The organism is Escherichia sp. XD33, from assembly GCF_019375075.1.
GTDB lineage: Bacteria > Pseudomonadota > Gammaproteobacteria > Enterobacterales > Enterobacteriaceae > Enterobacter > Enterobacter flexneri_A.
On sequence record NZ_JAENDM010000010.1, the window covers coordinates 29,538 to 53,524 of the forward strand.

At 51.3% G+C, this 23,987-nt stretch carries 22 protein-coding genes and 1 pseudogene; 11 read left to right on the top strand and 12 right to left on the bottom strand.

The annotated features are described in order from the left end of the window. Nucleotides 1–13: 13 nt before the first annotated feature. From K0778_RS08310 to yiiF, 9 genes and pseudogenes are all read left to right on the top strand, one after another. Nucleotides 14–1,363, top strand: coding sequence for an MFS transporter (locus K0778_RS08310; protein WP_153449067.1), 1,350 nt, complete (start codon nt 14–16; stop codon nt 1,361–1,363). Then, nucleotides 1,353–2,240, top strand: coding sequence for an aldose 1-epimerase (locus K0778_RS08315; RefSeq protein WP_001618988.1), 888 nt, complete (start codon nt 1,353–1,355; stop codon nt 2,238–2,240). The genes K0778_RS08310 and K0778_RS08315 overlap by 11 nt, the downstream gene beginning before the upstream one ends. Before the next feature lie 140 nt (nt 2,241–2,380). After that, on the top strand, nt 2,381–2,980 hold the full coding sequence (gene yihX, locus K0778_RS08320; protein WP_001295269.1) for a glucose-1-phosphatase: 600 nt from the start codon (nt 2,381–2,383) through the stop codon (nt 2,978–2,980). Further along, complete coding sequence (locus K0778_RS08325; RefSeq protein WP_063084771.1) at nt 2,974–3,846, top strand: virulence factor BrkB family protein; 873 nt, start codon at nt 2,974–2,976, stop codon at nt 3,844–3,846. Before yihX ends, K0778_RS08325 begins: the two co-directional genes overlap by 7 nt. Continuing rightward, nucleotides 3,843–4,280 (top strand): D-aminoacyl-tRNA deacylase, encoded by a 438-nt coding sequence (gene dtd, locus K0778_RS08330; RefSeq protein ID WP_000560983.1) that lies wholly within the window; start codon nt 3,843–3,845, stop codon nt 4,278–4,280. The genes K0778_RS08325 and dtd overlap by 4 nt, the downstream gene beginning before the upstream one ends. Nucleotides 4,281–4,324: 44 nt before the next feature. Beyond that, entirely contained in the window at nt 4,325–5,266 is a 942-nt protein-coding gene (gene fabY, locus K0778_RS08335) for a fatty acid biosynthesis protein FabY (RefSeq protein ID WP_001297068.1), read from the top strand. A 359-nt stretch (nt 5,267–5,625) separates the two neighbouring features. Beyond that, nucleotides 5,626–5,742, top strand: a pseudogene (locus K0778_RS28585) (hypothetical protein); the annotation flags it as partial. 376 nt (nt 5,743–6,118) lie between these two features. Continuing rightward, nucleotides 6,119–6,337, top strand: coding sequence for a CopG family transcriptional regulator (locus K0778_RS08340; protein ID WP_001295676.1), 219 nt, complete (start codon nt 6,119–6,121; stop codon nt 6,335–6,337). A 206-nt stretch (nt 6,338–6,543) separates the two neighbouring features. Further along, nucleotides 6,544–6,786, top strand: a complete 243-nt coding sequence (yiiF, locus tag K0778_RS08345; protein WP_001086388.1) for a protein YiiF — start codon at nt 6,544–6,546, stop codon at nt 6,784–6,786. A gap of 329 nt (nt 6,787–7,115) precedes the next feature. On the opposite strand, the gene fdhE is transcribed toward yiiF, so the two are convergent. Genes fdhE through fdnG form a run of 4 tightly spaced genes read right to left on the bottom strand, consistent with a single transcriptional unit; the run spans nt 7,116 to nt 12,639 of the window. Beyond that, nucleotides 7,116–8,045, bottom strand: coding sequence for a formate dehydrogenase accessory protein FdhE (fdhE, locus tag K0778_RS08350; RefSeq protein ID WP_063084770.1), 930 nt, complete (start codon nt 8,043–8,045; stop codon nt 7,116–7,118). Next, entirely contained in the window at nt 8,042–8,677 is a 636-nt protein-coding gene (gene fdoI, locus K0778_RS08355) for a formate dehydrogenase cytochrome b556 subunit (RefSeq protein WP_000829013.1), read from the bottom strand. Before fdoI ends, fdhE begins: the two co-directional genes overlap by 4 nt. Further along, a complete protein-coding gene (gene fdoH, locus K0778_RS08360; protein ID WP_000331377.1) occupies nt 8,674–9,576 on the bottom strand; it encodes a formate dehydrogenase O subunit beta in 903 nt (300 codons plus the stop codon). The genes fdoI and fdoH overlap by 4 nt, the downstream gene beginning before the upstream one ends. A 12-nt stretch (nt 9,577–9,588) precedes the next feature. Then, complete coding sequence (gene fdnG, locus K0778_RS08365) at nt 9,589–12,639, bottom strand: formate dehydrogenase-N subunit alpha (protein WP_010723259.1); 3,051 nt, start codon at nt 12,637–12,639, stop codon at nt 9,589–9,591. A gap of 193 nt (nt 12,640–12,832) precedes the next feature. Here fdnG and fdhD point away from each other — a divergent pair, with 193 nt between their 5' ends. Both fdhD and K0778_RS08375 read left to right on the top strand, forming a co-directional pair. After that, nucleotides 12,833–13,666, top strand: coding sequence for a formate dehydrogenase accessory sulfurtransferase FdhD (gene fdhD, locus K0778_RS08370; RefSeq protein ID WP_000753617.1), 834 nt, complete (start codon nt 12,833–12,835; stop codon nt 13,664–13,666). A 152-nt stretch (nt 13,667–13,818) separates the two neighbouring features. Next, complete coding sequence (locus K0778_RS08375; protein ID WP_001295677.1) at nt 13,819–14,874, top strand: YiiG family protein; 1,056 nt, start codon at nt 13,819–13,821, stop codon at nt 14,872–14,874. A 49-nt stretch (nt 14,875–14,923) separates the two neighbouring features. Here K0778_RS08375 and K0778_RS08380 read toward each other — a convergent pair whose 3' ends face one another. The 8 genes from K0778_RS08380 to rhaB form a co-directional block, all read right to left on the bottom strand. Beyond that, nucleotides 14,924–16,672: a putative frv operon regulatory protein gene (locus tag K0778_RS08380; RefSeq protein ID WP_000931298.1), complete on the bottom strand. Its 1,749-nt coding sequence runs from the start codon at nt 16,670–16,672 to the stop codon at nt 14,924–14,926. Beyond that, nucleotides 16,672–17,742 (bottom strand): aminopeptidase, encoded by a 1,071-nt coding sequence (locus K0778_RS08385; protein WP_001019484.1) that lies wholly within the window; start codon nt 17,740–17,742, stop codon nt 16,672–16,674. The genes K0778_RS08380 and K0778_RS08385 overlap by 1 nt, the downstream gene beginning before the upstream one ends. Next, nucleotides 17,732–19,183 (bottom strand): PTS fructose-like transporter subunit IIBC, encoded by a 1,452-nt coding sequence (locus tag K0778_RS08390; RefSeq protein ID WP_000446022.1) that lies wholly within the window; start codon nt 19,181–19,183, stop codon nt 17,732–17,734. The genes K0778_RS08385 and K0778_RS08390 overlap by 11 nt, the downstream gene beginning before the upstream one ends. A gap of 10 nt (nt 19,184–19,193) precedes the next feature. After that, nucleotides 19,194–19,640, bottom strand: coding sequence for a PTS fructose transporter subunit IIA (locus K0778_RS08395; protein WP_000729595.1), 447 nt, complete (start codon nt 19,638–19,640; stop codon nt 19,194–19,196). Nucleotides 19,641–19,940: 300 nt separating this feature from the next. After that, entirely contained in the window at nt 19,941–20,255 is a 315-nt protein-coding gene (gene rhaM, locus K0778_RS08400) for an L-rhamnose mutarotase (protein ID WP_000619493.1), read from the bottom strand. 9 nt (nt 20,256–20,264) lie between these two features. Then, the gene (gene rhaD / locus K0778_RS08405) at nt 20,265–21,089 is read right to left on the bottom strand and encodes a rhamnulose-1-phosphate aldolase (RefSeq protein ID WP_001618991.1); all 825 of its coding nucleotides are present in this window, start codon (nt 21,087–21,089) and stop codon (nt 20,265–20,267) included. A gap of 82 nt (nt 21,090–21,171) precedes the next feature. Beyond that, nucleotides 21,172–22,431, bottom strand: coding sequence for an L-rhamnose isomerase (gene rhaA, locus K0778_RS08410; RefSeq protein WP_001311268.1), 1,260 nt, complete (start codon nt 22,429–22,431; stop codon nt 21,172–21,174). Beyond that, a complete protein-coding gene (rhaB, locus tag K0778_RS08415; RefSeq protein ID WP_000144073.1) occupies nt 22,428–23,897 on the bottom strand; it encodes a rhamnulokinase in 1,470 nt (489 codons plus the stop codon). The genes rhaA and rhaB overlap by 4 nt, the downstream gene beginning before the upstream one ends. Between the last annotated feature and the right edge of the window lie 90 nt (nt 23,898–23,987).

A 23,987-nucleotide genomic window follows, 5' to 3' on the forward strand; every position in this document is an offset into this window, starting at 1 on the left:
GGAGAGGAAAATTATGTCTGAAAAGTTACCCGCACCGCGTGAAGGGCTTTCCGGTAAAGCCATGAGACGTGTCGTTATGGGCAGTTTCGCAGGCGCGTTAATGGAATGGTATGACTTCTTTATTTTTGGCACGGCAGCAGGACTGGTATTTGCACCGCTGTTTTATCCAGACAGCGATCCTTTTATAGGTCTTATAGCCGCCTTTGCTACCTTTGGCGTTGGTTTTTTGACCCGTCCTTTAGGTGGTATCGTCTTTGGCCATTTTGGCGATAAAATTGGGCGAAAAATAACACTTATCTGGACACTGGCTATTGTCGGTTGCTCCACATTTTTGATTGGTTTTATTCCGACGTATCAGGAAATTGGGATCTGGGCACCGCTCATATTAATGGCGCTGCGTTTAATTCAGGGCTTTGGTCTTGGTGGCGAGTATGGCGGAGCGGCATTGATGACCATAGAATCAGCGCCCGAATCCCGACGCGGATTTTTAGGTTCACTCCCGCAAACGGCTGCGTCTGTGGGTATTATGCTGGCAACCGGTACTTTTGCTCTCTGTAACCATTTTCTTACTTCGGAGCAGTTTCTCTCCTGGGGATGGCGCATTCCGTTTTGGCTTTCTGCGGTGATGTTGATCGTTGGGCTGTTTATCCGCCTGCATACCGAAGAAACGCTGGATTTTCAAAAGCAAAAAACGACGAATAATAAAGAAAAGTCCGTTCCTCCGTTGATTGAATTATTCAAAAAACATCCACGAAATATTTTATTGGCACTGGGTGCGAGGCTGGCGGAAAGTGTCTCCTCTAATATTATTAACGCCTTTGGTATTGTCTATATTTCCAGCCAATTAGCATTGTCGCGAGATATTCCCCTGACGGGTATGTTGATTGCCTCGGCGATCGGTATTTTCAGTTGTCCATTGGTTGGATGGTTATCAGATCGTATAGGTCAAAAAAGTCTGTATTTGTCGGGAGCAGGATTTTGTGTCCTGTTCGCGTTTCCTTTCTTCTTATTACTGGATAGCAAAAGTACGCTCATCATCTGGTGCAGTATGATCCTCGGCTACAACTTAGGTCCGACGATGATGTTTGCCGTGCAGCCAACACTTTTCACCCGCATGTTCGGTACCAAAGTACGATATACCGGCCTTTCTTTTGCTTATCAATTTTCCGCGATTCTTGGCGGACTAAGCCCCCTTATCGCCTCAAGTTTGCTGGCGCTAGGGGGAGGAAAACCGTGGTATGTCGCTCTGTTTTTATTTGCTGTCTCAGTTCTTTCCTTTGTTTGCGTCTGGCTGATTGAGCCGACCGATGAACAAGAAATCGCTTCTTACCGCTACATCAGGGAACAATCTCATGAAAACTGAACGAAAAAACGAGCATTACCTGGCGCTACAACAGGCGTTTGACGCGCCATGGCCTGGGCCTGTAGGAGAGTTAGTGACGCTGGAAAAAGGCAATATTCACCTGCAGATTTATCCGCATGATGGTGCCAGGATAACCTCGTTAAAGGCATTTGGTTCTGAAGTATTACGCCAATGGCAGCCGCAGCGCAGAGCTTTTCAGTATGGCTGTTTCCCAATGGTGCCGTGGGCAGGGCGACTGGGGAATGCGACGCTGAATGCTGGTGGGCAATGTTATTCTTTACCCGCCAATAAACCACCACATGCGTTGCATGGTATGGCTTGTTACTCAACGTGGGAAATCATCGACAAAACAGCAGATTCCCTGACTTTACGTATGCCCCTGGCTTCACCGTGGCCCTGGCAAGGGGAAGTGATTCAGACTTTTTTGCTGGAGAACGATGCGCTGGTTTTGCAACTGGAAGTCCATTCATATGCCGATACATTCCCGGCCTCCGCAGGCTGGCATCCGTGGTTTGCGAAAAAGCTGACTCCGCAAAATACAGAATCGTTGCAGGTGCTTTTTGATGCGGACTGGCAAGAAGAAGCGGGTAGTGATGAACTGCCAACTGGAAATCGTATCTCTCCTCAAGCCGGTCCCTGGGATGACTGTTTTGGTTTTTATGACGGGGTGAAGGTTAAGTTACTGTGGCCTGGTAAACTCGCGATGACCATGATCTCTTCTGCAAACAGTCTGGTGGTATTTGATAAACAGCCCGATGCCACCTGTATTAACCCGCTGACTCAGGCATCTAACGCAATAAATCTAACGCCGGAATTGGTGACACCAGATAGGCCGCTGGTCATCGAAACTCGTTGGCAATTTACACCTGAATCTTAACCATTCATCTATTGCGAAAAAGCCAGTGAAATTACTCTGCTTTTTCGCAATCAGCATCACAAGATTACCCTTATTGCCACATAGCCAAACCCATCCTTTCCCGCTACAGTTAATTTCTTGTGGCGCGAAAGGAGGCAAAAATGCTCTATATCTTTGATTTAGGTAATGTGATTGTCGATATCGACTTTAACCGTGTGCTGGGAGCCTGGAGCGATTTAACGCGTATTCCGCTGGCATCGCTTAAGAAGAGTTTTCATATGGGGGAGGCGTTTCATCAGCATGAGCGTGGGGAAATTAGCGACGAAGCGTTCGCAGAGGCGCTGTGTCATGAGATGGCTCTACCGCTAAGCTACGAGCAGTTCTCTCACGGCTGGCAGGCGGTGTTTGTTGCGCTGCGCCCGGAAGTGATCGCCATCATGCATAAACTGCGTGAGCAGGGGCATCGCGTGGTGGTGCTTTCCAATACCAACCGCCTGCATACCACCTTCTGGCCGGAAGAATACCCGGAAATTCGTGATGCTGCTGACCATATCTATCTGTCGCAAGATCTGGGGATGCGCAAACCTGAAGCACGAATTTACCAGCATGTTTTGCAGGCGGAAGGTTTTTCACCCAGCGATACGGTCTTTTTCGACGATAACGCCGATAATATAGAAGGAGCCAATCAGCTGGGCATTACCAGTATTCTGGTGAAAGATAAAACCACCATCCCGGACTATTTCGCGAAGGTGTTATGCTAAAAACCATTCAGGACAAAGCCAGGCACCGTACCCGTCCACTATGGGCCTGGCTAAAACTACTCTGGCAACGCATTGATGAGGACAACATGACAACCCTGGCAGGTAACCTTGCCTATGTGTCGTTGCTCTCATTAGTGCCGCTGGTTGCCGTTGTTTTTGCGCTTTTCGCCGCTTTTCCCATGTTTTCCGACGTCAGCATTCAGTTACGTCACTTTATTTTTGCCAACTTTCTGCCTGCTACTGGCGATGTTATTCAGCGGTATATCGAACAATTTGTTGCCAATTCCAACAAGATGACCGCCGTTGGGGCGTGCGGGCTGATCGTCACCGCGTTATTGTTGATGTACTCCATCGATAGCGCGTTGAATACCATCTGGCGCAGTAAACGAGCGCGACCAAAAATTTACTCGTTCGCCGTGTACTGGATGATTTTAACGCTGGGGCCGCTGCTGGCAGGGGCCAGTCTGGCGATCAGTTCCTATTTGCTCTCCCTGCGCTGGGCGAGCGATCTCAATACTGTCATCGACAACGTGCTGCGTATTTTTCCGTTGCTGTTGTCGTGGATCTCCTTCTGGTTGCTGTACAGCATTGTTCCTACCATCCGCGTACTTAACCGCGACGCGATTGTCGGCGCGTTTGTCGCCGCACTCCTGTTCGAAGCAGGAAAGAAAGGTTTCGCGCTTTATATCACCATGTTCCCGTCATATCAGCTCATTTATGGTGTGCTGGCGGTGATCCCCATTCTCTTTGTTTGGGTCTACTGGACATGGTGTATCGTCTTGCTTGGCGCGGAAATTACTGTCACTCTCGGGGAATACCGCAAACTAAAACAAGCAGCTGAACAAGAAGAAGACGACGAACCATGATTGCATTAATTCAACGCGTAACCCGTGCCAGCGTCACCGTGGAGGGAGAAGTGACGGGCGAAATTGGCGCGGGACTTTTGGTGTTATTGGGTGTCGAAAAGGATGACGACGAACAGAAAGCAAACCGTCTGTGCGAGCGTGTGCTCGGCTACCGCATCTTTAGCGATGCCGAAGGCAAGATGAATCTCAACGTGCAACAGGCGGGCGGCAGTGTGCTGGTGGTTTCCCAGTTTACCCTCGCCGCAGATACCGAACGGGGGATGCGCCCAAGTTTCTCCAAAGGTGCATCACCGGATCGCGCAGAGGCGTTATATGACTATTTCGTCGAACGCTGCCGTCAGCAAGAGATGAACACGCAAACAGGACGCTTCGCTGCGGATATGCAGGTATCGCTGGTCAATGATGGCCCCGTGACATTCTGGTTGCAGGTATGAGCCAGCTTCCAGGGTTGTCACGGGAAACAAGAGAGAGTATCGCTATGTATCACCTTCGGGTTCCACAAACAGAAGAAGAATTAGAGCGTTACTATCAGTTTCGCTGGGAAATGTTGCGTAAGCCCCTGCATCAACCAAAAGGTTCGGAACGCGACGCGTGGGATGCGATGGCGCATCACCAGATGGTCGTCGACGAGCAGGGTAATCTGGTGGCGGTAGGCCGACTGTATATTAATGCCGACAATGAAGCGTCCATTCGCTTTATGGCCGTTCATCCCGACGTGCAGGACAAAGGGTTAGGCACGCTGATGGCGATGACCCTGGAGTCGGTGGCGCGTCAGGAAGGCGTTAAGCGCGTGACCTGTAGCGCCCGTGAAGACGCGGTGGAGTTTTTCGCCAAGCTGGGGTTTGTTAATCAGGGAGAAATCACCACGCCAACCACCACGCCGATTCGCCATTTTTTGATGATTAAGCCCGTCGCCACTCTGGATGACATTCTGCATCGCGGCGACTGGTGCGCGCAGCTGCAACAGGCGTGGTACGAACATATCCCGCTTAGTGAAAAAATGGGCGTGCGCATTCAGCAATATACCGGGCAAAAATTTATCACTACCATGCCAGAAACCGGCAATCAGAATCCGCACCATACGCTGTTTGCCGGGAGTTTATTCTCACTGGCGACGCTCACCGGTTGGGGACTTATCTGGCTGATGCTGCGTGAACGCCACCTCGGCGGAACGATTATTCTTGCGGATGCGCATATCCGCTACAGCAAGCCGATTAGCGGTAAACCTCATGCGGTAGCCGACCTCGGTGCCTTAAGCGGCGATCTCGACCGTCTGGCGCGCGGACGAAAAGCACGGGTGCAGATGCAGGTCGAAATCTTTGGCGACGAGACGCCGGGTGCAGTGTTTGAAGGCACGTATATCGTTCTGCCCGCGAAGCCATTTGGCCCGTATGAAGAGGGCGGGAACGAAGAAGAGTAGCTGATGGAGAGGGGCGGTGCTGCCTCTCTCATTCAGGTCATTTATATTAGTCCTTGGCTATTTCGGTTATATTAAATAAGAACTCTATAAATTTTTATTCTTCGTTGGCTCCATACGTGTCTTGCTACATCACTGTTCAGGAGCATTTAAATATTATTTGTAGAACTGAGTGGCAATTATCGCAGATAATGCTTAATTCATCATCTTAGTTCATGTTTGAGCGATTTTTGATAGTCAAAACCCCCTCTGGTGCCATACTTTTCTCATAAATATTTTTAAAATCTATAGCTAACAAATATTATGCAAAGATAATGGACTAGCATCATTGTCAGTATCATTCATTTACTGCTCTGTATGTTATGAATAATTATGTTGTATGTTTGCTCTTAAACCGTGGGAAGGAGGCTATAATGGTTGCCAATATTAATCTCATTAAACAAGAAAGTTATTCTGTTGTTAATTTAGAAAAACAACTTTCCCGAACTGTTACCAACAAAATTATAACGATGAGCAAGTAAAGACCGGTTGGTGGCAGTACTGACCGGTCTGTGATGAAAGATTAATTTCACCTTAAATCCTGGTGCTGTTAGGATGCTGACGTTTTTCGGCTACACCATTCAGATTATGCAAATAAATATCTCTGAATATAATATATTCATAGCACCCATAATTCATCCTGGGCGATAACTAAACCATTTTTGAGTAATAAATGAAACAACTGCAACACTCTTATTATTTCTGGAAAACGCCTCGCAAAAACAAAACAACATGCAAAAATCCGCTTTTTTTAAATGATTTTCCGGCGTAATTTTCGCACATACATTAATGAGTAATATAGGTAAGGTGGTGGTAATGGCGATGAATACGGTTTTTCTTCATTTATCAGAAGAGGCAATTAAACGGCTGAACAAGCTTCGGGGCTGGCGTAAGGTTTCACGATCTGCAATTTTACGCGAAGCGGTAGAGCAATATCTGGAACGTCAGCAATTCCCGGTGCGTAAAGCAAAGGGAGGCAGGCAAAAGGGGGAGGTAGTTGGTGTTGATGATCAGTGTAAGGAGCATAAGGAATGACAAAAATTTTTCATTCTTGAATATAAAAAACAGATGCCCTTATTCTGGTATTAATACAAGGCTGTTTTACTTGAACTTATAATAACTGCAACTGTTACATCATATCTGGAAAACGCCTCGCAAAAATAAAAAATGATGCGTAAATGAGCTTTCTTTAAAGATTCGGCAAGGGTACTTTTCTCTCCATAGATTCTGGCGAGATATTTATGAACTCTCTGGCAGGTATAGATATGGGCAGAATTTTACTCGATTTATCGAATGAGGTGATTAAGCAACTTGATGATCTCGAGGTGCAGCGTAATCTTCCTCGTGCGGACCTATTAAGGGAAGCGGTAGATCAATACCTGATAAATCAATCGCAAACAGCAAGAACCAGTGTTCCTGGCATCTGGCAAGGGTGTGAGGAAGATGGTGTCGAATATCAGCGTAAGCTGCGCGAGGAATGGTAATGGGAAAAAATGATGTCAATCAGATTGCTGACAACGTGCGCGTTGTTCATGCCGGATGCGGCGTGAACGCCTTATCCGGCCTACAAAGTCGTATAAATTCAATGTATTGCAGTTTATTGGTAGGCCTGATAAGCGCAGCGCATCAGGCAATCTTACGCTTGTCATCAGTCTCATGCCCATAACCTTATTGATGTGGTGGTGGGTAAATTGAGGCCAAACCGGCACTGGCGGCATAGCTTGAGGTGGTAACGCGGAATACGAGAGATGGTGTCGTCACACCCTATGAGCTGTAATCCGGGCGACCTGCGCCACCCGGAAAACGTCAGAGATTACTCTCCTTCACCCGGAAACAGGAACGGGTTGATGGAACTGCGGGCATAGCCTTCTTGCTCCATTCGTGCGTCCAGTACCAGAGAGGCGAGGTCATCTGCTACGGCTTCGATTTTTGGATCTTTTTCCTGATAGAGAATTTTCAGGTAAGTGCCGCAGTCATCGCAGCTTTCGGCTTTAATCGCGGCCTGTTCGTCATCCAGCGACCAGTAATCCAGTTTGCCGCTCTGCTCGCAGTTGCTGCATTTTACGCGCACTACGTGCCATTCAGTTTCACACAGGTTGCAGTGCAGGTAACGTAGCCCCTGAGTGGTGCCAATTTGCACCATGCTGGACACCGGCATAGAACCACAAACCGGGCAATATTGACGTTGCTCGCCGTATTCAGCGCGGGCTTTGCCGGGGATCAGATTGGCCATCTGCGCCCAGTAGAGCGACAGTGCAGCCCAGATAAACGGCGCTTTATCGCTGCTGACGGACGAGAAATCAGAGGCAAACAGCGCGCTGGCCATATCTTCCAGCTCCTGAGTCGATGCCTTCTCCAGATTCTCAATCACTGCCAGCGCCGGGCCGCTCATTTCAGGTTTCAGCTCAGCAATCAGCGCCATCAGCAGCTTTTGCCAGTGCTTATCACGCGGCAGAACGTGAATATCCAGCGGGGGCTTGCCTTGTGCGCTGGCTTCTTTAATGCGCGCAGTCAGATCCATCTCCAGCGGATGGTCGTACAGCACCACTTCCTGGGCGTGGGCGATAAGCGCAGCAAAGCGCAGGTAATCACCCAGAGGATTATTTTCTGCCAGCTCGCGCAGACGCTCGGCGCGGCGGTTGTATAAATTCTTGAGCCGAGGGAACAATAACGGCGGAATCATATCCGCCGTACGTTTCTCGCTTGAACCCAGCTCATCTTGCGGGATTATGCGAATACTCATTCAGCTTTCTTTTCCGTTGTCTTGCGGACCTCACGGTACCAGCGCGGGTGATGTTTCTTCGCCCAGGCGCTGGTAACCCATCCTTCCACCATGGCGGTAATCGTGCCTTTCACCCAAAGGGCGGCGTAGATATGCACCATGATAACCACAATTAACGCCACTGCGGCAAATGAATGCAGCATTAACGCGAATCGGATCACCGGGATTGAGAAAGCAGGCGCAAAATAAGGACGCCAGATAATCACGCCGCTCACCAGCAGCAGAACCAGGAAAATAATCGCCGCCCAGAAAACGCATTTCTGACCGAAGTTATAACGCCCGGTGTCACCTACTTCCTCGTTGACGACGATCTTACGAATATTCTTCGCCCAAAAGATATCATCCCGATTGATTAGGTTGTGATGCCAGTAACGGAAAAACATGATGATGAACGAGGCAAACATAACCACGCCGACAAACGGGTGCAGAATTCGCGCCAGCTGCGGTGTGCCCATGATTTGCATCAACCAGTTGAAGGACGGGAACAAAAAGCCCAGCCCGCTCACCGCCGCCAGGATGAAGCAGAAGGCGGTGATCCAGTGGTTGATACGTTCCGGCGCGGTGTAGCGCACGATGGTGTCACGTCGTTTCATTTGCGCTCCTCGTCTTTCTCTTCGTGCAGATTATTCTCTTCCTCATCCGCACGGTTCGGACCGACACCCACGTAGTGGAAGATACTGGCCGCAAAGGTAGCCGCAAAGCCAACAGCCGCGAGCGGTTTCCAGATGCCTTTCCAGAATTTCACGGTTTCGCTGATTTCCGGGTTCTCCGGCAAGCCATGATACAGATTTGGCTTGTCAGCATGGTGCAGCACGTACATGACGTGTGTACCACCGACGCCTGCCGGATCGTACAGACCCGCATTGTCGTAACCGCGGGTTTTCAGCTCAGCAACGCGCTCGCTCGCCAGCGTTTTCATCGACTCTTTCGTACCGAAGTGAATCGCGCCCGTTGGGCAGGTCTTCACGCAGGCTGGTTCTTGCCCAACCACCACGCGGTCAACGCACAGCGTACATTTGTAGACGCGGTTGTCTTCCGGGTTGAGGCGCGGAATGTCGAACGGACAGCCCGCAATGCAATAACCGCAGCCAATGCACTGCTCGGACTGGAAGTCGACGATACCGTTGGCATACTGAATAATTGCACCTTCCGCCGGGCACGCTTTCAGGCAGCCTGGATCGGAACAGTGCATACAGCCGTCTTTGCGGATCAGCCATTCCAGTTTGTCGTTCTGCTCCACTTCCGAGAAGCGCATTACCGTCCACGATTTGGCGCTTAAATCATTGGGGTTGTCGTACACCCCAATGTTATTGCCGACGGTATCGCGAATGTCGTTCCACTCTGAACACGCCACCTGACAGGCTTTACAGCCGATACAGGTGGTAACGTCGATGAGTTTCGCCACTTCTTCCTGGAAGTCCCGCGCCTGAGGCGCGGGGGTCAGACCGTTAGTCGCGGAACGACGAATGATATCTTGAGATTGATAAGCCATATGTCGTCTCCGTTACACCTTTTCCACATTCACAAGGAAGGACTTAAACTCCGGCGTCTGCGTGTTCGCATCACCAACGAATGGCGTTAAAGTATTGGCAATAAAGCCTTTTTTAGCTACGCCTTCATAGCCCCAGTGAATCGGAATACCGATGGTATCGATATCTTTGCCGTTCGCTTTCAGCGTGCGAATACGTTTGGTCACCACCGCTTTGGCTTTGATATAGCCACGGTTGGAGGAGACTTTCACGGTATCGCCCTGGGCAATGCCAAGTTTATTCGCCAGCGACTCCCCGATTTCCACAAACTGCTCTGGCTGCAAAATCGCGTTCAACAGCGCGTGTTTGGTCCAGTAGTGGAAGTGCTCGGTCAGACGATAGGTGGTTCCGACATACGGGAACTTATCGGCTTTACCCAATGCTTCGGCGTCGTCTTTAAAGATACGTGCAGCCGGGTTCGAGATAACGTTTGGATGCAGCGGGTTAGTTCCCAGCGGCGTTTCAAACGGCTCGTAGTGTTCCGGGAACGGACCTTCCGCCATCTTATCGAGGGCAAACAGACGCCCCATGCCTTCCTGCTGCATGATAAACGGCCCGACGCCGCTACCCGGAGGCGCTGCGCTGTAGTCCGGAATATCCCAGCCGGTCCACTTAGTGCCGTCCCATTTCAGCAACTGACGCTTCGGATCCCACGGGTTACCCTGCGGATCTGCGGAGGCGCGGTTATACAGAATGCGGCGGTTAAGCGGCCATGCCCATGCCCAGCCCAGCGTGTTACCGAGGCCAGACGGATCGGCGTTATCACGGCGTGCCATCTGGTTGCCTTCCGGCGTCCAGCTACCGGCGAAAATCCAGCAGCCACAGGAGGTTGTACCGTCATCGCGCAATTGGGCGAACGAACTAAGTTGTTGGCCTTTCTTGACGATAACCGCACCGGTTGCCGGATCGGTAATATCGGCCAGCGCCTTACCGTTGCTCTCCATCGCCACTTCTTCTGAAGATGGCTCATGCGGAATGGCGTAGTTCCATGTCATGTTCAGCACCTGGTCCGGGTTCGCGCCACCCTGTTCGGCATACATCTTGCGCAAGCGCAGGAAGATACCGGAGAGGATCTCGCCGTCAGTCAGCGCAATCCCCGGGGCGTCCGCACCTTTCCAGTGCCACTGTAACCAGCGACCTGAGTTAACGATAGAACCGTTCTCTTCCGCGAAGCAGGTCGATGGCAGACGGAACACTTCGGTCTGGATCTTCGACGAGTCAACTTCGTTCAGCTCACCGTGGTTCTGCCAGAAGTTAGAGGTTTCAGTGTTCAGTGGGTCGATGGTGACGAGGAACTTCAGTTTCGACAGACAACCGATCACTTTGTTTTTGTTCGGGAATGAGGCAACAGGGTTAAAGCCCTGGCAGATATAGCCATTGACCTTGCCCTCTTTCATCATCTCGAAGTATTGCAGGACGTCGTAGCCTTTATCCCACTTCGGCAACCAGTCAAAGCCCCAGCTATTTTCCGCCGTCGCTTTATCACCAAAGAAGGCCTTCATCATAGAGACGAAGAATTTCGGGTAGTTGCCCCAGTAGTTTACCTGGCCTTCCAGCAGCGGTTTTGGCGTGTTGGCAGTAAGGTAGGTTTGCAGATCGGTCTGCTTCTCGCTTGGCAGCGTCATGTAACCTGGCAGGCTCTGCGACAGCAGCCCCAGGTCCGTCAGCCCCTGAATATTGGAGTGACCGCGCAGGGCGTTAACGCCGCCGCCTGCCATCCCCATATTGCCGAGCAGCAGCTGGATCATCGCCATCGTACGAATGTTTTGCGCACCAACGGAGTGTTGCGTCCAGCCGAGGGCATACAGGAACGAGGCAGTTTTATCGTGAGCACTGGTTTCTGCGATGTATTCGCAGACTTTCAGGAACGCGTCTTTTGGCGTACCACAGATGTTTTCAACCACATCTGGCGTGTAGCGGGAAACGTGCTGTTTCAGCAAGTTCCACACGCAGCGCGGATGTTGCAGCGTGGTATCGCGTTTGGCGAAGCCGTTTTCGTCCAGTTCATAAGTCCAGGAGGATTTATCGTACTTGCGTTTTTCCGCGTCGTAGCCGGTGAACAGGCCATCTTCAAAGCCGTAATCCTCACGCACGATCAGGCTGGCGTTGGTATAGGCTTCGGTGTATTCGCGGTTGAATTTTTCATTGTTCAGCAGGTACAGCAATACGCCTGACAGGAAAGCAATGTCAGTACCGGAACGAATAGGGGCATAGTAGTCAGCTACCGCCGCCGTACGCGTAAAGCGAGGATCGATCACAATCAGCTTCGCGCCGTTGTGAATTTTGGCTTCCATCGCCCAGCGGAACCCGACCGGGTGAGCTTCAGCGGCGTTACCGCCCATCACCACGACGAGGTTGGCGTTCTTGATGTCGACCCAGTGGTTGGTCATCGCACCGCGACCAAATGTTGGAGCAAGACTTGCTACCGTTGGTCCGTGTCAGACACGCGCCTGGTTGTCGACCGCGAGCATACCCAGCGCGCGGGAGAATTTTTGCGTTAAATAGCCGGTTTCGTTACTCGACGCGGAAGCACACAGCATCCCGGTGGAGAGCCAGCGGTTAACAGTCACGCCTTCGGCGTTTTGCGCAATGTAGTTAGCATCGCGGTCTTCTTTCATCAGTTTGGCGATGCGATCAAACGCCTCTTCCCAACTGATTTGCTGCCATTTATCAGAACCTGGCGCACGGTATTCCGGAAACTTCAGACGGCTTTCGGAGTGGATGAAATCCACCAGGCCAGCGCCTTTCGGACAAAGTGCACCGCGGTTGACCGGGTGATCCGGATCGCCTTCGATATGGAAGATAGATGCTTTGGCGTTTTTTGCTCCGTCACCGAGGCTGTACATCAACAGCCCACAGCCTACGGAACAATAGGTGCAGGTATTACGGGTTTCGCGGGTGCGCAGCAGTTTATACTGCCGGGTTTCCGCGAGTGCTACGCTGGGTGCAAAACCCAGTGCCGCTGCCGTGGTGCCTGCCATACCGCCAGCGCAGATCTTAAAGAACTGCCTTCTGCTGACCTGCATGGATTGCTCCTTGTTTCGACATTGTCACGTCCCATTTACATTCGCTTGCTGCGTGTGCAGGGAGTGGGAGTTATTTTTCTTTGCGGAAGGGGCCGCAAAGGTCCAGAATTGGCTCAATTTCCCTCCATCCAGGAAGGGTTTGTAACAGAATACCATAATGTTGGTGTGTGTGTTCTTATCTGGTTAAGAGAAAGTGAAAAAAACACAGCGAAAAGAAATCGAAAATGTGACAAATATCACAGGTGTTCGTCAAATTGAGTTATGGCGGCGTGATGATTTACAACACCCACGGTTAGATGAGGTCGCGGAAGAAGTTCCCGTTGCGCTGGTCTACAACGGCATTTCGCATGTGGTGATGATGGCGTCGCCCAAAGACCTTGAGTACTTTGCGCTCGGTTTTTCGCTTTCCGAGGGGATTATCGAAAGTCCGCGCGATATCTTCGGCATGGATGTCGTTCCTTCCTGTAATGGTCTTGAAGTACAAATTGAGCTTTCCAGCCGCCGCTTTATGGGGTTGAAGGAGCGCCGCCGGGCGCTGGCGGGACGTACGGGCTGTGGCGTATGCGGCGTGGAGCAACTTAATGACATCGGAAAACCGGTGCAGCCGCTACCGTTCACCCAGACGTTTGATCTCAACAAACTGGATGATGCATTACGTCATCTCAACGATTTTCAGCCAGTGGGGCAACTGACTGGTTGTACTCACGCCGCTGCCTGGATGTTGCCATCTGGCGAACTGGTCGGCGGGCATGAAGACGTGGGTCGCCATGTGGCGCTGGACAAACTGTTAGGCCGCCGGTCACAAGAAGGGGAAAGCTGGCAGCAAGGTGCGGTACTGGTTTCCAGTCGTGCCAGTTATGAAATGGTGCAAAAGTCGGCGATGTGCGGCGTAGAGATTTTGTTTGCGGTGTCTGCCGCGACCACGCTTGCTGTAGAAGTGGCTGAGCGCTGTAATCTGACACTGGTAGGTTTTTGTAAACCGGGTCGGGCAACGGTTTATACCCATCCGCAGCGTTTGAGCAATTAATTAAAATAAGTCCTGCGAAATATATTAAATTGCAGGACTTATTCATTTCGTGAATTTTATTATTTTATTTATAAACAAAATGCGTGTAGTGGCGTTTTCTTTTTTCATTTATTATGTTCACTCTCTTATCTATATATTTATAAGGCAATTAAATGAAAAGGAATTTATTATCTTCCGCTATTATAGTCGCCATCATGTCCCTCGGTCTGACGGGTTGTGATGATAAAAAAGCCGAAACAGAAACGCTCCCGCCTGCCAATAGTCAACCTGCCGCACCAGCTCCTGAAGCGAAACCTACTGAAGCTCCCGTTGCAAAAGCAGAAGCTAAACCTGAAACACCTGCGCAACCGGTGGTCGATGAACAAGCGGTTTTCGACGAAAAAATGGATGTCTATATCAAGTGCTACAACAAGTTACAGATCCCGGTACAGCGCAGTCTGGCGCGTTATGCTGACTGGCTGAAAGATTTTAAACAGGGGCCTACCGGTGAAGAGCGTACTGTTTATGGCATCTACGGCATTAGTGAATCCAACCTCGCTGAGTGTGAAAAAGGCGTAAAAAGTGCTGTGGCGTTAACGCCTGCGCTGCAACCAATTGATGGCGTGGCGGTGAGTTATATCGATGCTGCCGTGGCGTTGGGTAATACCATTAACGAAATGGATAAATATTACACCCAGGAAAATTATAAAGACGATGCGTTTGCGAAAGGGAAAACGCTGCACCAGACATTCTTAAAAAATCTGGAAGCCTTTGAACCTGTAGCCGAATCTTATCATGCGGCGATTCAGGAAATTAATGATAAGCGTCAGCTTGCGGAACTGAAAAATATTGAAGAAAGAGAAGGAAAAACATTCCACTACTACTCTCTGGCAGTCATGATTTCAGCGAAACAAATTAATAACCTGATATCGCAAGATAAGTTTGATGCAGAAGCGGCAATGAAGAAAGTGTCTGAACTGGAAACGCTGGTGGCGCAGGCCAAAGAAGCGGATAAAGGCGGCATGAATTTCTCGTTTATTAATTCGGCAGGCCAGTATCAACTCGAGGCTAAAAAATACGTTCGCCGCATCAGAGATAAAGTCCCGTACTCTGACTGGGATAAAGAGCAACTTCAGGACGCAAACTCAAGCTGGATGGTCGAAGACTCTTTCCCGAGAGCATTACGCGAGTACAACGAAATGGTTGATGACTATAATAGCCTGCGTTAAACGTTTTTGATGATAAATGCAGTGTCGGATGCGGCGCATCCGACACAGTTCACCCCTTGTGAAGTAACTCCATAAATGCCTCATATCCTGTTAACCCGGCAATAACCTCTGCCGGATGCTGACACAATACGCTTGCCAGATAGCTGAATATTTTCAACTCGTGACGCGCATCGGCGGCGGCGCAGGCGATCAAGACATGGTTAATGACTTCGTTATTCACCTCAACTGGTTGGGCGAGGGTAATAAAAAATCCACGAAAACGTCGCTCCTGTTCGCTCCAGCAATGTGGGATGGCGAGGCGATTAACAATCAGGTTTTCACCTTCGCCTTCGCGGGCGATGATCCGTTGCGCTTCATCGGCGGTAATATGGTGTTGTGCCACTAATTGCGCACAAATTTGCCGGGTAATATGTTGCCAGCTTTCACCGCGTACATTCGAATAATGAAAACTTCCGGGGGCAGAGAAAAAACGCTCCGGTTGCTGGCGAATAAATGCCGTCGCCAGAAAATGTTTTATTTGTTCGATACCGGCAGCCGTAATGATATTTTTTACGGTGATGTAATTATTGACCGCGTCATCCAGTAAATAATGGCTGTTGTTAATGATCAATAACGGCTCAATCTCTTCGCGAATGGCAACAAGTTCGCTTAAGCTACGGGCAATAATCACCCGACAATGTAAAACATCGCGCTCAATGGCGAGCTGATTAATGGTGGCAATCGCGTTCTGGTCCGAGAGCAAAATGATCGGCTGGCGTTCGTTTTGATGCCGCTCCAGCGCACAGGCAAAATACAAACCGATCAGATCGCTGTCGAAAAGGGGAATATCGAGCTGTTCACGCAGTAGCGTAATAAAGTGCAGACTCATATCAAAGGCCGCAGGCCAGGCGGCTTTCAGGTTATTCATGCTGCTCTGGCGGTGCTCAGCAATCCACACTGGTGCGGCAAGGCAACGTAATAAATGCCCGGTAATATTCTCAACCAGCTGCGCATCAATAATATTCAATGACGCGATGCCCGGCACCCTTTGCAGCAACCCCTGCACATTATCGGCTGAAATTACCTGCGCTTGCTGATGCTGTTTCTCTATCAAACCCGTCAGGGTTCTTACAGCGTTATCACCAAGAAACAGACCGCTATGTTCAACGATTTGTTTTATCTCGTCACCGGGATATTGCGGCCACTCATCGGTCAGTTGATTACGCAGGGCGTAAATCGCCAGAATCAGGCTGGAGAGATAATCACCCTGCATGAGCGGCCAGCGGTGTTGGTTGTCGCAGGCCGTGGATAAATGCTGAAGGTTGTCTCGTGTTATGCCCGCCAGCGGAATTAAAAACGGATCTTTGCGCAGCAAGTTCGCCAGCAAGATAACGCGTTTCTCTTCTGTCTCATCAATGAAATGGCCCAAACCAGGGCGGCTGGCCAGGCAACAAGTGCGTTCATAACGCTGTTTTAACCGGGGCAGACGCTCTGCTACCCACGTTTCTGGCAAATTAAGCGCCGAGGCGAGTTGCGCACGGGGAGTGAAAGTATTCAGTAATAACAGCGCCAGCAGCCGATCGTCGTTATCGTGCTTTTGCAGCAACTGAAAAAAGCTGCGGCGCTCGAAGATTTCCAGCTGATAGCCCGCACTGCCACTGGCGAAAATGCGGGCTTTGCCGTTAAGGGTGAAGTTGAGATAGTCAATATCACGCAGGATGGTCCTGCCTGAAACGCCAGTCTGTTGCGCCAGCTCGCCAGGCGTGCGCGGCTGTTGCTCCAGCAGATCGACAATCTTTAACTGGCGTTCGTTTAGCATTAATCCACCTGACGGAACTGGCTAAACGCGTTGACTTTCTCCGCAGTTAAGGTCGTCAGAAAACCCCGTATCAGCGTGAGCAGAGCTTCGTAATCGGCTTTTGAAATCATACCGCTGTTGGCGTGCAGATAACGAGTTGGCAGACACAGCGCGACAACCGGACGCCCGCCGCCCATCACGTTGTAGCGCCCGCCATCCGTCGCACCGGTTTTCATGGTGGAAAATTGCAGCGGTAAATCGTTATGTGCGGCACAGCTTTTTAACGCTGCTACCAGTTTCTGGTTGGGGAAGTAGCGCTTGTCAAACAGCATCAGCCCCGGCCCCTGGCCCAGTTTCAGCGGGTATTTAATGTTATCAATGCCCGGAACATCGCCCGCTACGGCGGTATCCAACACGATCACGACGTCCGGTTTAATGTGTTCCGCCGAGGTTTGCGCCCCGCGTAGCCCAACTTCTTCTTCCACACTGCCAACGCCATACAGCGTAATTTCGGGATTATTCACCGTCTGCAATAGTTCAGCCATCATTGCGCAGCCGATGCGGTTATCCAACGCCTTGCCGACCACTTTATCTTCGCCCCAGCAGGCAAAATTGGCTTCCGGGCTAATAAAATTACCAATTTCCACGCCGCGCTTTTCCACCTCTTCGCGACTGTTCGCGCCAATATCAATGAACATCTCATCAAATGACAGCGGTTGTTGCTTTTGCTTTTCCGTTAACGCATGAGGCGCGACGGAACCAATCACACCAGGGATTTTCACTCCCTTGTGTGTGCGTATGGTTACCCGGTGGTTGAGCATCGACTGATTCCACCAGCCGCCAATGGTGGTAAAACGCAGAAAACCGCTCTCGTCGATGTGGGTGACCATAAAGCCGACTTCATCCATATGTCCGACAACGGCAACTTTTGGACCTTTATTCCCCTTACGGGCAACAAAGCTGCCCAGACCATCAAAGGTGATCTCATTAACGCAAGGTTCCAGCGTGTTTATCAGAATGTCGCGAACTTCCTGTTCATCGCCGCTGACGGCGCTGGCTTCGCACAACTGTTGCAGTAACTCAATGTTCATGGACAAGCTCCTGTTGCGCGGCTTTCGCTTTGCGGCGTAACCACAATCCTTTCAGGACGATAATGAATGAAATGTTCAGCGCGAGGCCAATCGCCAGCACCAGATAAAACGAATCTACCGGCGACATCAGGCCGATCAGCGGGTCAAAGATACCCAAACCAGGTGCCAGACGTTTGATTCCGAAAGCGATCACCAGCACGCCGGTAATGCCGCCCGCCAGCGTATTGGCGGTAATCATCGGCAACGGAGCTGCCAGAGCGTAAGGAATAGCCGGTTCGGTTGCGACTGTGGCACCGACCACAATGGCACTACTGGCAGCCTCTTTTTCCTGTCGGGTAAACAGTTTGGGCGCAATGAACGTCGCAAGACCCGCCGCAACGGGCGGCATCAACGCGACAACGCCGACGATGGCGTACCAGTCATAAATGTGTTTTTCCAGCAGTGAGAAGCAGAAGAACCAGGCGGTTTTATTGATGGGGCCGCCCATATCGAACGCCAGCATCGCACCGACCAGAAACGCTGCCGCAAACTTCATTGATGGAGGAATGGTATTCAGGAAGTGGAGCAGCCCGCCCATGAGGTCGGACATCACCGGCCCGATAACGTAGTAAGTGAGCACGCCGAAAACCAGCAGAGTAACGAACGGGATCAGCATTGAACCGAGCAGCGGTTGTAATGCTTTGCCAAGGCGCACTTTGCGGAACCAGAAGACGAAATAGCCAATCGCCAGCCCCAGCACCACCGCGCCGAGGAATCCCGCACCCGACTGGGTGCCGAGCAGCGCTTTGTCGTTCGCCAGATAGCAAACCAGAAACGCCGGAGCGAAAGCCGGTTTATCGGCAATCGACGAGGCAATATAAGCGCCCATGATGGGGATCATAAAGGTGAAGCCAAGGTAACCGATGGATTCAACTACCCAGGTAAACGACGGCGCGCCTTTCGACATATCGGTATACGGCAAACCGAACTGCACCAGCATGTTGGCAAGCGCCACCAGGATACCACCGCCGATGACAAACGGCAGCGCCGCAGAGACGCCCGCCATCAGGTGGCTCATCACGCTACCGCTTTGCACTTCCTGTTTGCCAAGCTTCACGCCGCTATCTGCGGCAAAAAGCTGCGAGTTTGTCGGTAATTCGCTGAAAATCTGGTCGATATTTTTCAACGCCTGGGAGATGGCAATCTCATAAACTTTCTTCCCGGCAAACCGCGCGCGATCATCACCGCTCAGGCCACGCCCGGTAGCGAGAATGACGTAATCGGCAGCGGCAATCTCTTCGCTGGATAAGCGGTTTTCAACGCCACTGGACCCTTGAGTTTCCACTTTTATGGTATGACCGAGAGAACGGGCTTTCTGTTCCAGGGCTTCCGCCACCATGTAGGTGTGAGCGATCCCGGCGGGGCAGTTGGTGATCGCGACAATACGTAAGGATGACTCCATCGCCACTTCCTTATGAGCTGAGGGTTTGATTTAACAAGGCAAGCACCTGGTCGGTATCGCCCTGTTGCAGTTGATGAATAAATTCCTTGTGAATAATTTTGCGACACAGTGTGCCGATGATTTTGACCTGATCCTCTTCGCCGCTTTGCGGCACGCCGAGGCAGATCCAGCAATTGACGTCTTCGCCATCGCTGGCTTTCCAGTCAATAGCCTGCGCTTTGCGGGCGAATAATACGAACGGTTGTTTAACGCAGGCGCTTTTACCGTGCGGCACGGCGACACCGGAACCAAATCCAGTAGAGTGCATTTTTTCGCGCAGCAGCAGGGTTTGCAGGAACTGGTGTGAGTCGGTGATAAAACCGTTTTGTAACGCTATTGTCGCCAACTGCTTCAGAACGGAATAAGCGCCATTGCCCTGAATATTCAGGTCAATACAGCTTGCAGTAAGAGCTGCCATTAATCGGACTCCATAAAATATATTTTAATCAATTGTAATGGTGGAGCGATTAAGTGATGAGAGGCGATATGTCGGTAAACAATGACAATTTGAGACAGAGTGAAAGGTCAGATTTGCGGAGTAATGCACATAATGGTTATTTAAATAAACCACATGAATCATTAATGGGTTATTCATTATTTTTGTGATTTACTCACAATGTATCAGGGAAATATAACTTACCGGGAGATGTAATATGTTTAATTTTTCAAATCGAAATTTAAAATATTGTGCCGGAGGCATCTCTGGCACATTGGGCAATTACGGTAGGTAAAACACTTCTTGCAGCTCGCTACTCACCGGGCTGTTATCCGGGTTAGCGGGCATAACATCGGTCATATATTTCCACCAACGTTGGCAAACATCAGTGCTGGCAACCGCATTCCAGCGTTCTTCAGATTCAATCTCTACCATGGCAAACAGCAGATTACGCGCTTTGTCGAGATAGATGGCGTAGTTATGCGCACCGTGAGATTTCAGCACTGCTTCCAGTTCTGGCCAGATGGGATTATGCCGACGCTGATACTCTTCGTGGGCGTCGGGGTTTACCTGCATGACAAAGGCTTTGCGGATCATGTTTGCTCCTTACAGCGCCAGCGCACTGGCGAGTGGCGTAACGCCGAAACGCTTGCCGAGCGCTATCAACTCTTCACGGCTGATGGTCTGTTTCATGCCGCCCATCGAATAAACCTTCACTAATACTTGTGCTGATTTTTCTGCGGTGTCGATTAAACCGAAGGTTTCATCCAGCGTCGGTCCGCTGCCGAAGACGCCGTGGAAGGGCCACAACACCAGCGAATGTTTTTGCATCTCTTGTGCGGTCGCCTGGCCGATTTCGTCCGTGCCGGGCACCATCCACGGCAAAATGCCAACGCCATCCGGGAATACCACCAGACACTCGGTGCTGCCTTCCCACAGTTGGCGAGTGAAGACCGCGGTGTCGTTTTCAAGTACATAGGTGAGGGCGATCAGGTTGGTGGCGTGGCAGTGCATGATCACCCGATCTTTACCGTTGGTGGCTTTAATGCGCTCGCAGTGGGAAAGGAAGTGAGCCGGAAGTTCGGAAGTGGGGACGGCTTCGTTGGTTAACCCCCAGAGAATATGGTAGCCCGCGCCGTCGCTGTCGACTTTTACGACGCCTAAGTTAGCTGCAGGATCAAGCTGGACGTTACGGAAGAATTTGCCGGAGCCGGTGACAATAAACGGTGTATTTGCCAGTAAAGGCATGGGCTGGCTGAGCGGGATATAGCGCGGTTGTGCATGGAAGTTGTCTTTATAAGGCGCGATATCGGCGTCATCCAGGCGCAGCGTCAGGTTGCCGCCGTTGCGTTCGTCCCAGCCTTTCAGCCAGGCGTCGGTGGTGGTTTTGATCATTCCCTGGACAAACCAGGACTGAGTAATGTTTTGCATGTTCTGTGTTCCTGTAAATTCGGTGTTGTCGGATGCACGACCCGTAGGCCGGATAAGGCGCTCGCGCCGCATCCGGCAGTGTTTACCCGCGGCGACTCAAAATTTCTTTCTCATAAGCCCGCACGCTCTCCAGCCATTCGCTACCTGCTGGCGTATCGTGACGTTGGCAATACATTTCCCAGACCGCCTGCCACGGCAACGATTTCTGCTCTTCCAGCAGTGCCAGACGCGCAGTGTAATCGCCCGCCGCTTCCAGCTTGCGCAGCTCAGCGGTAGGTTCCAGCAACGCACGCAGCAGGGCTTTTTTCATATTGCGTGTACCAATGACCCACGCGGCAATGCGGTTGATAGAGGCATCGAAGAAGTCAAGGCCGATATGCACCCGGTCAAACAGATCGTGACGCACAATCTCACTGGCAATTGCCTGGGTTTCATCATCCAGCAGCACTACGTGATCGCTGTCCCAGCGAACCGGACGGCTGACGTGCAGCAGCAACTGCGGCACATACAGCATGGCGGCGGAAATCTTGTCGGAAATCACTTCAGTCGGGTGGAAGTGCCCGGCGTCCAGGCACAGCGCAGTCTGGCGGCTGGTGGCATACCCCATGTAAAACTCATTGGAGCCAACCGTGTAGCTCTCTGCGCCAATGCCAAACAATTTGCTCTCAACGGCGTCGATATGGTGCGCAGGGTTTAGCTTCTCGCTGATCACCTCATCCAGTGCTGCCAGCAGACGCTGACGCGGGGCGAGACGGTCAACGGTGATATCTTTCATACCATCCGGGATCCAGATGTTCATCACCGATGGTGTGCCGAGTTGCTCGCCAAAATAGGCCGAAACGCGACGGCTGGCTTTGCAGTGATCAATCCAGAACTGGCGAATGCTGTCGTCGGCATGGGAAAGCGTAAAGCCATCGGCGCTTAGCGGATGCGAAAAGCAGGAGGGGTTAAAATCCAGACCGAGCTGATTGGCTTTCGCCCATTCAACCCAGTTTTTGAAGTGCTCTGGTTTGATCTGGTCGCGCGAGACTGGCGTATCTGATTCCAGATAGATGGCATGTAAATTAAGTCGTTTCGGCCCCGGAATCAGCCGCATAGCCTGTTCCAGATCGGCACGTAGCTCACTGGCATTACGCGCTTTGCCCGGATAATTGCCTGTGGCCTGAATCCCCCCGGTCAGCGAACCTTCCGGGTTTTCAAAACCGGAAACATCATCGCCCTGCCAGCAGTGCATTGAAACGGGTAAACGATCAAGTTGGCGCAGCGCCTCCTCGACATCAATCCCCACCGCCGCGAAACGCTGTTTCGCTAGCTCCCAGGCCTGTTCCAGTTGAGTGGTCATGCGCAAAGCTCCTTTGTCTGTCGTGTAGAGTGAATCTGCGCCACATAGTGGGCAATTTCACTGTCAGGATTAGGGGTAAAGGTGGTCAGATTCGCGGTGGTGCTGACGACCTGACGGAAATCATCCACATTGTTGAGTTCATCCAGCGTCATTAACTGGATGCCGATATTGCCGAGCGTCGAGGCTTCAACAGGCCCGGCGATCACCCGAATACCGCAGGCATCGGCGCATAGCTGGTTGAGCAGCGTGTTCTGGCAGCCTCCGCCGACAATATGCAGTTGCGAGAAATCTTCACCGCGCAGCTGCGCCAGCTCATGCAACACATCGGCATACAGCAGCGCCAGACTGTCGAAAATGCAGCGCGCCAGTTCAGCATCACTTTCCGGGATCGGTTGCGCCGTTTCCCGACACGCAGCCTGAATTTCGCTGCACATCGTCTCAGGATTAATAAAGCGATCGTCATTGGGATTGATAATGAAGCGGCAAGCCGGAAGTGCCTGTGTCGCGGAGATAAGCGCCGGAAGATCGTTGATTTGCTGCTCCTGAAGCACTCGCTGAAGCAGCCATAAGCCCATAATATTTTTCAGCACCCGATAGCGACCTTCCGCCCCGCCTTCATTGGTGATGTTGGCTGCCAGTGCCGTGTCATTGGTAAATGGCGTCTGGCTTTCGAAGCCCATCAATGACCAGGTGCCAGAAGAGAGATAAGCAGCACGTGAGCCGTTTAACGGCGAGGCGATAACCGCGCTGGCGGTATCATGGCTGGCAACGGCGACCACTGGAATCTCATTACCCTGCGGGCAAATCCAGTGACCTATGACATTACCCGGATGCGTCGGGCGACCAAACCAGGCTTTGTTGGCCCCGCTCCACGCCAGTAGCGACTCGTCCCAGTCGTCGCTATTGATATTGACCAGTTGCGTGGTCGTGGCGTTGGTATATTCCCAGTTCATCTTGCCGGTCAGGCGATAACTGAAGTAATCCGGCATCAGCAGAGCGTGAGCAATGTGTGGAATAAGTTCAGGTTGTTGCTCCGTCAGCGCACGCAACTGATAAAGCGTATTGAAGGGCAGAAACTGGATGCCGCTACGTTGATAAATATCGCGTTTGCCGAGTTGTTGTTGTGCCTGCGCCATTAGGCCATTGGTGCGGCTATCGCGATAAGCAACGGGCAGGCCCACACGCTGACCCTGTTGGTCGAGCAGCACAAAGTCCACGCCCCAGGTATCAATCCCAATGCTATCGATACGAATCCCTTCCTCGCACACCTTGTTTAATCCAAGGCGAATGGCACTTTCAAGGCTATCCACATCCCAGGTGACATAGCCGTTCTGACTATGCAGCCCATTGTTAAAACGATGGATTTCGCGCAGCGTCAGGCTGCGGCATTCACGCTCGTAACGCGCCAGCATCACGCGCCCACTGGATGCGCCGAGATCGACGGCGACACAATTGCGAAAGGTCATAATGTGATCCTGCTGAATTTCATTACGACCAGTCTAAAAAGCGCCTGAATTCGCGACCTTCTCGTTACTGACAGGAAAATGGGCCATTGG